Annotated in this window: 7 protein-coding genes and 1 pseudogene; 3 read left to right on the top strand and 5 right to left on the bottom strand. The window is 51.2% G+C overall.

The window, feature by feature from the left end; genetic code table 11:
- Positions 1-40: 40 nt before the first annotated feature.
- From VFA_RS13530 to VFA_RS13520, 3 genes are all read right to left on the bottom strand, one after another.
- Positions 41-739, bottom strand: coding sequence for a 1-pyrroline-5-carboxylate dehydrogenase (locus tag VFA_RS13530; protein WP_004727405.1), 699 nt, complete (start codon positions 737-739; stop codon positions 41-43).
- A gap of 24 nt (positions 740-763) precedes the next feature.
- Positions 764-3,883 (bottom strand): bifunctional proline dehydrogenase/L-glutamate gamma-semialdehyde dehydrogenase PutA, encoded by a 3,120-nt coding sequence (gene putA, locus VFA_RS13525; protein WP_004727404.1) that lies wholly within the window; start codon positions 3,881-3,883, stop codon positions 764-766.
- Positions 3,884-4,154: 271 nt separating this feature from the next.
- Positions 4,155-4,979, bottom strand: a complete 825-nt coding sequence (locus VFA_RS13520; RefSeq protein ID WP_014257857.1) for an AraC family transcriptional regulator — start codon at positions 4,977-4,979, stop codon at positions 4,155-4,157.
- Positions 4,980-5,407: 428 nt separating this feature from the next.
- Here VFA_RS13520 and VFA_RS13515 point away from each other — a divergent pair.
- The 3 genes and pseudogenes from VFA_RS13515 (at position 5,408) to VFA_RS13505 (ending at position 9,511) form a co-directional block, all read left to right on the top strand.
- A pseudogene (locus tag VFA_RS13515) lies at positions 5,408-6,514 on the top strand (PEGA domain-containing protein).
- Between the two features lie 145 nt (positions 6,515-6,659).
- Positions 6,660-8,480 carry an SUMF1/EgtB/PvdO family nonheme iron enzyme gene (locus VFA_RS13510; protein WP_038151793.1) on the top strand — a complete coding sequence of 607 codons (1,821 nt, stop codon included), beginning with the start codon at positions 6,660-6,662 and terminating at the stop codon, positions 8,478-8,480.
- A 311-nt stretch (positions 8,481-8,791) separates the two neighbouring features.
- On the top strand, positions 8,792-9,511 hold the full coding sequence (locus tag VFA_RS13505) for a helix-turn-helix transcriptional regulator (protein WP_004727401.1): 720 nt from the start codon (positions 8,792-8,794) through the stop codon (positions 9,509-9,511).
- 32 nt (positions 9,512-9,543) lie between these two features.
- Here the strand turns inward: VFA_RS13505 and pdxH are convergent, their stop codons facing one another.
- Together pdxH and VFA_RS13495 are read right to left on the bottom strand one after the other, a co-directional pair.
- Positions 9,544-10,179, bottom strand: coding sequence for a pyridoxamine 5'-phosphate oxidase (pdxH, locus tag VFA_RS13500; protein WP_004727400.1), 636 nt, complete (start codon positions 10,177-10,179; stop codon positions 9,544-9,546).
- Positions 10,180-10,327: 148 nt separating this feature from the next.
- Positions 10,328-12,001 (bottom strand): DUF342 domain-containing protein, encoded by a 1,674-nt coding sequence (locus VFA_RS13495; protein ID WP_004727399.1) that lies wholly within the window; start codon positions 11,999-12,001, stop codon positions 10,328-10,330.
- Positions 12,002-12,122: the final 121 nt, after the last annotated feature.

Raw genomic sequence — 12,122 nt, 5'->3', positions numbered from 1 at the left:
TGTCCCCTCACAAAGGGTGAGGGGAGAACTACAGAAAGGATTAGTGGGCCTCGTTCCCAAGCTCAAGCAAGGTCGCGTTGCCGCCCACTGCTGTTATATTTATTGTGCGCGTGCGTTCGGTAATAAAACGCAGCGATAAGTGTGGATCGTTCGCCACAGGCAATGCGGCGAAATCCGTTTCAGACACCAGGCTCACAATTGCGCCTGAACGTTTGGCTAACTGACGGTTGAGGCTACGCTCGACCGCCGTTTTACCGACATAACCCATGCAGCGAATGTCCGATTCCATCAACTGATGGTAAGCATCGAACGTGGCAAACTGCAGCACGTTAGCCGGTAAGGTGGACTGCTCGTAAGCAGACGAAAGAGCGGACGTCAGCTCAGCATCATCGCTACACAAAACGACACTGTTGCCTGCGACCAGCGCAGCACACAGTTGAGCCGCGACCGCCAGTTTTGCTTCATTACTGCTGTCATCTTGAACGATGAGGGCAACACCGCGCCCTGCAGTATAAAGCTCGTTGGTTTCTCCAGTTGGCCCCACAAATTGGTGCGGATGCGCCAGTAGTGTGGAAGCCTGTTGAAGTTGGTAAGAAATCACTTTTGCCAAAGCTGGCATCGTGCTTTCTAAATTCTTTTTCACCGACAGCAGTGACTCACATTTCGAGTCAAAGCCAGTCAGATTCCAATTTTCCCAAGCCGAAAAAGCGTCAGAAAAACGAGTTACTTGATGCACCATGGTTAGTCTCCTTCGCTGAACGGATTAGCTGTACTGTACTTGTGTGAAACGATACAGGTAGTGTGGACCACCTGCTTTCGGTCCAGTGCCGGACAGGCCCTGACCGCCGAATGGCTGAACGCCCACCACCGCACCCACTTGGTCACGGTTGATGTAACAGTTCCCCACACGCGCATGTTTCTCGATCCAACGATAGGTGGTCTCGTTGCGGCTGTGGATCCCCATCGTCAGACCAAAACCGGTCTCGTTAATTTGCTGTACCACATTGGCTAATTCGCTCGCTTTGAAACGAACAATGTGCAGGATTGGGCCAAATTGCTCTTCGGTCAGGCAATCAATGCCCGAGATTTCAAACGCCGTTGGCGCCACGAAATCACCGTGTTCACATGCTTCACCCAGTTCCAGTTGTGCCACTTTCTTCTGTGTTTGCGTCATGCGTTCAATGTGCGCCAGCAAGCCTTGCTTCGCTTTGGTGTCAATCACCGGGCCAACATCCGTGCTGTGCAGGTACGGGGTGCCTACAGACAGCTCCTGCATTGCGCCTTGAATCAGCGTAATGATGCGATCGGCGATGTCTTGTTGAACATACAGAACGCGCAGCGCTGAACAGCGTTGACCTGCAGAAGCAAATGCAGAGCGCAGAACGTCACGAACCACTTGCTCTGGCAGCGCGGTACTGTCCACGATCATCGCGTTCTGACCGCCAGTTTCTGCGATAAACGGCACCGGATCCGCATCACGCTCAGCCAAGGTTTGGTTGATGCGCTGCGCGGTTGCGGTTGACCCCGTAAACGCCACCCCGGCAATCGCAGGGTGAGACGTCAGTGCCGTACCGATTTGCGAGCCGCGACCCGGCAGCAGTTGAATCACGCCACCAGGGAAACCAGCTTCCAGCATCAGTTCCACAGCGCGCGCTGCGATGAGGCTGGTTTGTTCAGCGGGCTTGGCAACCACCGTGTTTCCGGCCACCAAGGCCGCGGTAATTTGGCCAAGGAAAATCGCCAATGGGAAGTTCCATGGGCTGATACACACGAACACGCCACGACCTTGACGAGCCACTTGGCGACTCTGACCATCAAAACCGTCAATGGAGAACTGACCCAACGTATCGATGCGTTTGGCGTAGTAGCGACAGAAATCGACGGCTTCACGCACTTCATCAATGCTGTCGTGAATGGTTTTTCCGGCTTCCTGATGACAAATCGCCACCAATTCAGCCAAGTTGGCTTCCAACAGATCGGCCAGCTTGTCGAGCTTTTCACCGCGAGCTTGCGCTGGCGCTTGGTTCCAAGCGGCAAATGCAGCGTGAGCAGTTTCGATCGCAGCGGAAACATGATCATGGTTCGCGTGGAAAATTTGACCCACCTCGATACGACGATCGTACGGCGCTTTCACCAACTCAGGTTGGGCAGCTGCCTTGATCATGCTTTCGAATTGGATCTCTCCGTTGATGATCGGTGACGCTTGCCATTGCTTGCTCAGGAACGCGTTCACTTGCTCTTCAAACGGTTTCGCTTCGCTTTCGATGTCGATGTTGACACCGTACGAGTTGCTGCGCTCAGGGAAGATGTGCGTCGGGAGCGGAATTTTGGTGTTGTTGAGCGTATCGAACGCCAGCAACATGTCCACAGGGTGCTGTGTCAGCGTGTTGATCGGGCAACGCGCATCCACCAAACGATGGACAAACGAGCTGTTGGCACCATTTTCCAACAAACGACGAACCAGATAAGGCAGCAAATCTTTGTGGCTTCCCACCGGAGCGTAGATACGCACCGATTGCTTGTATGCGGCCATCACTTGGTTGTACAGCGCATCACCCATGCCGTGCAGACGTTGGAATTCAAAATCTTTGTGTTGCGCCATCACCGCAATGGCGGTCACGGTTTGCGCGTTGTGGCTTGCAAATTGTGGGAACAAATTGCCACGCACGCTCTCGCTCAATAGGAAACGCGCACACGCCAAGTACGACACATCCGTCGCTTCTTTGCGGGTGTAAACCGGGTAACCGGTGTAGCCACTTTGTTGTGACCACTTGATTTCGCTGTCCCAGTACGCGCCTTTCACCAAACGTACCGGAATCAGGTCGCCTTGATCTTTTGCCAGCGCAGTCAGCCATGCCAGAACTGGCAAAGCACGTTTGGAATACGCCTGAATCACCAGACCAAACTTGCCCCAGCCTGCGACTTTTTCGTGGCGGTAAACTTTTTCAAACAGCTCCAGAGACAGTTCGAGGCGATCCGCTTCTTCGGCATCGATCGTGATCGCGACATCCAGCTCCATCGCACGTTCCAGCAATTGGATCAGTGTGTCATGTAGCTCGGTCATCACACGGTCGCGGTTGGCGACTTCATAACGAGGGTGCAGCGCAGAAAGTTTGATCGATACTGAGGGTGCAGGGCTGGTATCTAGACCGTATTTGTCGCGGCCAACCGCTTCAATCGCCATCAAGTAATCTTTGAAATATTTGTTTGCGTCTGCTGTGGTCAACGCCGCTTCACCCAACATGTCAAATGAGTAGGTGTAGCCTTTGTCGCGCATGGTGCGGCCGTTTTTCTGGGCTTCCGCGATGGTGCGGCCCAGCACAAACTGGTGACCCATGATCTTCATCGCCTGATGCATCGCTTTACGAATCACAGGTTCACTGAGCTTGTTCACCAAACGGTTGACCGCTTGAACCGGGCTGGTGCCTTCTGCATCGGCCAGACCCACAACTTTGCCCGTCAGCATCAATCCCCACGTGGACGCATTCACGAACACGGAATCGGAGTTTTTGAGGTGCGATTTCCAGTCGGCCACACCCAAACGGTCACGAATGAACGCGTCGGCGGTTTCCGTATCTGGAATACGCATCAGCGCTTCTGCCAGACACATCAAAAGAATGCCTTCTTGCGTATCCAAACTGTATTCAAGCAGCAGCGCATCGATCATCTGAATCGACTTTTTGTCTCTGCGAATGGCTTCGATCAGTTCAGTGGTTTTGACGGCCATCGATGATTTTTCTGCATCGCTTGGGGTCGCCAACGGTAAGAGTTGTTTTAGCCATTGGGATTCGTCCACCATGTAAAGTGGCGAGATCTGTGACCACAATTTGCTGAGCGGCTGCTCAACAAATTCTGCTTTCAACACATCAGTTGCTGTAAACATGCGTTTTCCTTAATCTCACACCCGAGAATGATAGGGTCGGGTTTCCTACAATGGCTGGCAGTGTATTTTGAGCGCGTGAAGAATACTTGTCAAAAACTCCGAGCTTTTTGCCAAAAACTCGGTTTTTTAACAAAACAAAAACAGAATCACATCAATTTAGACAAAATAAAATGCTGTTCATTTACCAAATTTCGCAAATAAATAACCCGAAACCGCGTGAACAGTTTCGGGTTATAGAATAATTCTCATTAAAATTCGCAATATTCAGCGTTTAATTACGACACATTTTTTTGTACTGGGACGGGGAAACCCCTTGAAGGCGAGAAAATGTATGGGCAAAGGTGCTTTGGTTCGAAAAACCGCTCAGTTCTGCCACTTGACCAAACGTCAATCGGCCCTGCTCGATGAGGTGTTTCGCCATATCCACGCGCTTACCGAGCACGTATTGGTGCGGCGTGATGCCCATTTGTTCTTTGAACAGCATATGGAATTGGCTTTCACCCAGAAACACGCTGCCCGCAAGCTGCGCCACTGAAATGCGGCTACTGATGTGCTGTTCGATGTAACGGTCAATGGCGTCTAAATCGAAGCGCGACTCTTTCCGATGGGTTTCAAACGCTGAAATATGCCGCTGCAACAGCGCCAAAACGGTGTCACCACAGGCGCGGCTAAGCAGCATATCTTCTGGGCTGTTTTGCATTTCCTGCACCAACATTTGCACCAGTTTCTGAATCTGGCCATCCAGTTGGAAGTAGACATCAGCGCGCGATAAATCATTGATTTTTTGCAACATCAACGGATCGTCTGCCGAAGCCTGCGGCATGTTCAGCACCAGAATATCCGACTGCCCGACAATGCCACCAAAGGCATGGTCAGAGCCTGACGTCACCACGCACCCCTGCCCCGGGCCGACAATATTGCCCATGCCGCTGACTTCAAATTCAGCCTGACCTTTTAAGCCGATAACGATTTGCGTGTAACTGTGATCGTGGCAGTGCATGTGCGAAGGCAAAGTCACCAGCTCCGCCGGTTTGGGCGACAAAAGTTTGGCTCTTTGCTCCAAAATGGGCGGATTGTGTGAAGATAAATTACTCATGATCGTTTCACCTCACGATGACAGGTCTGCATTTTATAACAAATTTGTCAGAAGCGAAAATCTCGCCTCTGTCGCCGCTCAGAAATTAAACATACGCCAATTGGATGGGTCGACCGGATGAAATTGACCGCGTGGAACATCTCGGAACAATGATCAAGTGCACATAAATTACGGTCAATGAGTGTTCAATTGAAAAACGTCAAACCAGATCGGGAATCGGAGCTTGCATATTTCGATAATCTGCTCAAAATGGAGTTTGCAGAGTTATAAGATTCACAAAATCAGTGGCCTATTGTCCGGTTTTGGTGATTTTTTTGCTATAAAAAAGAGCATTTGCATTACAAGAGCCAGCGTATTGATAACGCTGTCAAAAGTTTGTCTATTGCCACTGCTCCCAGTGGAACCATATCAATTTGTTGCAGGGACCTATGATTAAACATCGCCTCCCAGCGCTACTGCTTGCGCTAAGCCCAGTTTGGGTATCTGCATCGGTATACGCGGATGAAATAACACAGGTAGATCCTGTCGCCGCTATCGATGAGAAAATCAGTACAAAACAGAGCGAGATCGATTCTATCGTCTCTGAGTACGACACAGAAGGCTCAAAACTTCAGCAGCTAAAGAACGAACAAGCTCGTCTGCAGCGTGAAAGCGAAGAGCTGGATGCTAAACGTAACCGTGCCAAGTCGGCGCTGGACAAACAATATAGCCGTCTTCTCGAAGATCCGGACACCGACTTAGTCACGTTCCAGAAGAAGTATCAAGAAAGCTGGACAGCCGTCAAAGACAACCAGTCTGAAAAGCTGACCAACGATCAAGCGATCACCGAAAGCGAAATGCGTCTGTCTCAAATTAAACAGAAGCAAGCGCGTTTGAAAACCGAGTTTTCGAATCTGGAAGAGAGCAAAATCGAAGCGCGCGTCAAACGTCTGGATGCTGAATTGCGTGAAAGCGATGTGATGGAAACCAGTTATAAGACGGCGTGTTCCACCACCATGACGCTGGGCGAATGTTCGAGCCAAGGCCAACACCTAACCAAGCAGAAAGCGGTGAAAACCTTTCGCGCGAAGTTGTTGGATAACCTAACCGAATCTGTGATTGCGAAACAAAACCTCAATGGCGTAGAACTCAACATTCACGTACAAGAGAGTCAAATCATTCGCAGTGGTTTCGAAGGCAACAACGAATACTTTACCCAGATGCAAGCGCAGCTTCAGGCCAAGCCAGAAGCGGTGGCGGCCTGTAAAACTGCTGAACGTGTCGAGCCGCTTCTGCTTAAAAGGCGCCTTCTGATGAGAAGAACGTTAAAAAAGACAAGCAGTGGGCCAACGTGACCGTGCGTTCGGATCAGTACAATGATTCAGTGACCATCAATGGCATCAGCTACGGCAGTACGCCCGGTTGAAATCGTTCTTCCTGCCGGTCGCCATCAGGTTACCGTGTCGAAAGACGGTTATGAAAGCTACAACCGCGTGATTACCGTGAACGGCAATGACACCGTTTGGGTGAAGCTTCGCCCAAATAAAGACAGCTAATCATCGGATTGGTCGTCGCGTATCACAACGCTGTCGTTTCAACGCCATTTTGTCACTAAGTTATTGAAAGATGACTTCTGACAAAATGGCGTTTTCGTTTAGAATAACCGACAGTTTTTTCAACATTTAACTGAAGTAGACAACCATGCGACAAGGTTTACCCGCTCTGTTATTCGCACTCTCGCCTTGCTTGATTGCCGCGCCCACCATGGCTGAAACCGTAGCACCCGCTACCGTTATGGCCATTGACGACGCGCTGTTCAGTAAGCACTCAGAGTTGCAGGATGCAAAAAAGGCAACCCAGACTCAGCAAACTGCTGTCGATAATCAGCAGAGCGAACTGGATCGCCTCAATCAACAAACGCAAAGCTTGGACGCAGCGCTGAGTACCGCCAAAGCGAATCTCGAACGCGATTATCGTAAGATGATTGATGAACCTGATCTGGATCTCTCGGTCTCTCAGAACGCCTATCAGGCCGCTTGGGCCAACGTCAAACAGAATCAGAAAGCGCGCTTAGAAGCCGAGCAGAAACTGCAAGAGCAACAAGCCGCACTGGTGCAAGCGCAAGCCACGCAACAGGTCATTGAACAAAACATCGCGCAGTTGGATGACGATAAAGTTCGAGCGCGGGTGGCACGTCTGCGTACAGAGCTCAATCGCAGCGGCGATCAAAAAGTTAGTTTCACGAACGCCTGTAAAGCCGACATGACGCTGGCACAATGTGCGAAACAAACCACCGATCTGGCGCTACAGAAAGCAGTGAAACAGTTCCAAAGTTGGCTGATTGATGAAACCAGCGAAGCAGCCATCGTGAAGCAGCATCTGTCGGACGTATCGCTCAATATCCATGTGCTCAAGCACACCACCACCGATTCTGGCTTCTTTGACGGCAGTAAATTCAAAACAGTTATTGCTGCACAGCTCGATGCGCGCCCTGCAGAAAACACACCGTGCAAGCTGCTCAATGTGGCCTCGCAATACTGTTTCGCCCCTGGGGACAACACGCAGACCAGCAAACAGCAAGAGATTGCGTGGGTCAGCTTGGCCGTGCGTTCGAATCAGTACAACGACAAAGTCTCGGTTGATGGCGTCAGCTACGGCAGCACCCCGGTTGAAATCATGCTTCCGGTTGGCAAGCACATGATTACGGTCGAAAAAGAGGGCTATCGTTCGTTCCATCAAGAGCTGAGCATTCGCTCTGACCACACGCTGCGCGCCGTGCTGCGTGAACATGCAAACGTTTTAAAACAAGGCTTTAAGTTTGCTGATTCCCTCAAAGGCAACGTCAAAGCCCCTGAAATGATCACTTTGGTGCGCGGGGAATACCTGCTAGGCGAAAACGCATCTCGTCAAGTTCACCTTGATCATGCTTTCGCGATTAGCGCCACCCCCGTCACTGTGGCCCAGTTTGAAACCTTTGTGAATCAAACCAGTTACCAAACCGATGCCGAGCTGCAAAACTTGTGTATCGCGGTCAACAACTCCGAAGTCATGCCGGTTCCAGACAGCTACTGGCGCAACCCCGGCTTCAAACAGTCGGCGCAATCGCCAGCCGTGTGTGTCAGCCGCAACGACGCCAAAGCCTACACCGAATGGCTCTCGAAACAGACCGGCTTTACCTATCGTCTACCCAGCGAAGATGAGTGGGAAGTTGCGGCGCGTTCAGGGAGCAAAACCAGTTACTGGTGGGGCGATACATTTGGCAGCGGCCAAGCCAACACCGGTTGGGGCGGCACGCCATGGTCAAATAAGAGCACATCACCCGTGCGCGCATTTGAACCGAACCGATTGGGCTTCTACGACGTGGTTGGGAACGTCTGGCAATGGACCAACGATGACCGCGGCTTAGCCAAAGGCGGCGCGTGGAGTTTCTCGCCAGAAATGGCAAAAGCAGAAAGTGAGCTGTTCATTTCCCCGTCGGCGGCGGCCAATTACGTCGGTTTCCGCATACTTCGCGAACTTTAAGCGTCACTTTTTCACTAAAGGGGGGATTTCCCCCCTTTAGTGTTTCAGGGAGCTTCAATATAGTTAGCTCCAAGCGTTAGGTCAGACCTACCGCCCGATATCTTATTGATATCTCTGTGTTTTCAGCAGACCCTCGCTGAAATCATGGAACCTCTTCTACACGTCGACAAGATATGTTTCTTGTATTTGTTGCCAGCCCGTCTTCAGGCTGGCTTTTTTTTCCTCCAGCTCATATCAATTCACTGCATTTCATTGCTTACAACCGGATTCGCGCTTGCTATCATTAGCCCGTTGTATATGAGGAACTGTGTGTGTCTACTCCGCTGACTGCCGAACAAATTCTACTGTTTAAACAATTGCCCGGTTATTGGGGCTGTAAAGATCTCAATTCTGTCTTTGTGTATGCCAACGACGCATACGGTGAATTAATCGGGGTGGCGTCCGCCGAGCAGTGTGTGGGACGCACAGATTTCGACATGCCCAGCCCGACCGTCGCCTGCGCAGGCGATTTTCAAGAGCAAGATCGCTACGTCATGCAAACCGGCCGCTCACTGAAAGTGCTCGACATTCACCCCTACCCCGATGGCCGTTGGCACGCGCATATTTTTACCAAAAGCCCATGGCGAGACGCCGACGGCAACATTCAGGGCACGATTTTCTACGGCCAAGACTTAACGGACACCGCAATATTGGAAGTGGGTCACTGGGTGTGCCGCGCCACTGGCTTAACTGCACCATTCAAATCGTCGAACAGTCACAGCGAAACGCCCCTGCCGAAACTCACCACCCGCGAATCAGAAACGCTGTTTTTGATGCTGTACGGCAAGAAACCGCAGCACATTGCGCGCGTGATGGGCATTTCAATCAAAACGGTAGAAGGTTACGAAGCGCGATTGCGCAATAAGTTTGGCGCGCATAGCAAAGAGAATCTGCTCGATGTGGCGCTGGATCTGGGATTTGGTTCGGTGATTCCGAAAACGCTGCTCAAAACGCAGCTCTCCGTGGTGCTAAAAAACGAACACGCCGCATAAAGCGGCGTGTGTTTATATTCTTCAACACGAGATTAAGGCGCTAAGCGATCCACGCTCCAACCCGCGTCTGCGTGGCTGTAGATGAAGCGGTCGTGCAAGCGATGTTCACCGCCTTGCCAAAACTCCATGCTTTCCGGTTTGATACGGAATCCACCCCAGAAACTCGGGACCGGAATTTCCCCTTTGGCGAACTTCTGTTTCAACTCCAAGTATTTACCTTCCAACACACCGCGCGCAGAAATTCGACTGCTTTGATGGCTAGCAATCGCGGCGATTTGGCTCTCTTTAGGGCGAGAGGTAAAGTACTTCATGTTCTCCAGCGCCGTGAGTTTTTCCGCCGTGCCGGTAACGTGCACCTGACGTTCAAGCGGATGCCAAGGGAAATGCAAACTCACTTTGTTGTTGTGCTGAATGTGCTGCGCTTTACGGCTGCCTAAGTTGGTGTAAAACACAAAGCCGTCTTTATCGACGTTTTTCAGCAACACGATTCGTTGAAATGGTTGGCCGGTTTCATCGACCGTTGCCACCGTCATTGCTGTTGGGTCTGTTAATTTGGCATCAATCGCCTGCTGCAACCAAAAATTGAACTGGTCAATCGGGTCTGCAAGTAAGTCCTTTCTGCGTAAACCACCTTGAATGTACTCGCGGCGAATATCTGAAAGATCCATTTCTACTCCTCATTATTTTTTGCCGATTGTGCGCTTATACGCCTCAGAACTCAAGCCACAAGCGGACAAAAGGGTGCCTCACTACCGGCATAGAAAAAGGGAGCCACCGCTCCCTTTTCTCATTCCACTTTCGAGAAGATGGGGGAAGTTAAATCCCGATATCCTCTTCATCGAGTTTCGATGACATCTGAATCTCATATTGATTAAACGTAAACACAGACGGGCCATGTACGCGTTTGGTTGTCACCCGTTCCTCGCCATATTGAATGCTGACATGGGTAAAGACTTTGCCTTTGGCTTCCACCGTGTTGGTTTCTAGCATCTGCTCAAACTCTTCGTTGAGCAGCTCCAGCGCCATTTTGACTTTTTCCATGTGTTCAGAGGCATTCTGTTTCTGCTCATCGATGCTGAGCTCTTCTTCCTCCGTCCGTTCAGCTTTCGGGCGTTTTTTAAATTCCAGCTCACGACGAATCACATCCATCGTTTCTTCTTGCGCTTGTTTGTACTGTTCTTTGTGTTTGGCGATACGCTCTTTGTAGCCACTAAAACGCGCAAACGCTTCGATGTTCGTCGCCGTATCCCCTTCTACCCCAAGGTTGAGGCAGGCAATCTTCCCGCCCACTTTGGCAGTGCCGCCACTGAGCGTGCCTTGCTTCTCAGAGCCATCCAGCACCATTAAATCGCCACCACAGCGCAATTCATTGCTCATGCTGTGCACGGCTAACTGAACGTTTTCTGCGGCTTGTAGCGTCGCATACTGCGCGTAGTTGGCTTTGATGCTGCCGCCCGATTTAACCACGCAGCTCTTATCGTCTCCTTCGGACACGGTATGACCGATGATGCCTTTGCCCACTTCGATGTCGCCCTGCGCCTGCACATCGGCCGATTCAACAAAGCCCCCAATGGTGACCGAACCGGTCGCGCGCACAATCATGCCGGGTTCCACGTCACCCGCGATCACCACACAGCCTTTGAATTTCACGTGTCCCGTCGCCACGCTGACGTTATTCAAACACAGCGCGTTATCGACATCGATGGTTTTGCCTTTGATGATTGGCATGCCAGATTGGTTGGCCAACAGCAGGTTAGGATCGTGAGGAGAAATGCTGGTACCTTTGCCAGCCACCAGCGCCGAATCGTTGCCCGGTTTCGGCTCAATGACTTTGCCTTGCACGGTAAAACCCGGTTCCCCTTTGGTTGCAGGTTTACGCCGCATGACTTCTTCATTGACGCCGACGGTGATGGTTTCGCCGAGGTTACGCATGTCGATTTTTTCATGGCTCTTGCGCTCTTTGGGCGCGAGAACGCGTTTGGTCACGTCGTCCACCAGCGCAATAAATTGCGCATCCTGCCCTTGCACCGCCTCTTTGCCTTGGGCGACAGGCTGGGTAAAGGTTTCGCCGGGTTTGAGCGTGTTACTCATCAACAGCACTTTCTTGAGCGCCAGTTTGTTGATGCCTTTGATCACGTGCGATTGCGCCAATGCATGCACCAGCTCACTGCCGTAAAGGCCGCGTCCGCCATATGCCCCGGTGACCACCATGCTGGCCAGCATGTCCTGTTCACTCAACACCACTTCCACGCTGGCATTGCGCATTTCAGCGACCACAATGCCTTCGTAGACCTCTCCCTTTGACTCTTTGGCGCAGTTCACAAAGCGAGTCACTTCGCTGTCGAGCACCAAATACTTACGCGCGCCAATCTCGGCCAACGCTTCAACTAATCCGGCCGCCGAAAAAGATTTATCGACCGTTTTATCTGAAGGCAATTTGGCCATGACGCTTTTTTTGTTCTCAGAGAGAGCAATCAAATCCTTCCACATACTGCGTCACCTTACGGCATTCCTGTCGTTTACAACACAGTGTATAAAAAATGATACGGAGTCGAAATAATTCGATGTTCAAATTAAGGCTTGCATCACTTCTGGAACCAAAGTCTAGGTC

The organism is Vibrio furnissii CIP 102972, from assembly GCF_000176175.1.
GTDB classification, from domain to species: Bacteria; Pseudomonadota; Gammaproteobacteria; order Enterobacterales; family Vibrionaceae; genus Vibrio; species Vibrio furnissii.
Note: the sequence above shows the minus strand (reverse complement) of the source record. Positions and strands in the feature narration are given on the sequence as shown.

Coding starts and splice junctions, on each gene's coding strand:
- VFA_RS13495 (WP_004727399.1), bottom strand. CDS start 12,001: ATGTGGAAGGATTTGATTGCTCTCTCTGAGAACAAAAAAAGCGTCATG.
- VFA_RS13520 (WP_014257857.1), bottom strand. CDS start 4,979: ATGAGTAATTTATCTTCACACAATCCGCCCATTTTGGAGCAAAGAGCC.
- VFA_RS13530 (WP_004727405.1), bottom strand. CDS start 739: ATGGTGCATCAAGTAACTCGTTTTTCTGACGCTTTTTCGGCTTGGGAA.
- pdxH (WP_004727400.1), bottom strand. CDS start 10,179: ATGGATCTTTCAGATATTCGCCGCGAGTACATTCAAGGTGGTTTACGC.
- putA (WP_004727404.1), bottom strand. CDS start 3,883: ATGTTTACAGCAACTGATGTGTTGAAAGCAGAATTTGTTGAGCAGCCG.
- VFA_RS13510 (WP_038151793.1), top strand. CDS start 6,660: ATGCGACAAGGTTTACCCGCTCTGTTATTCGCACTCTCGCCTTGCTTG.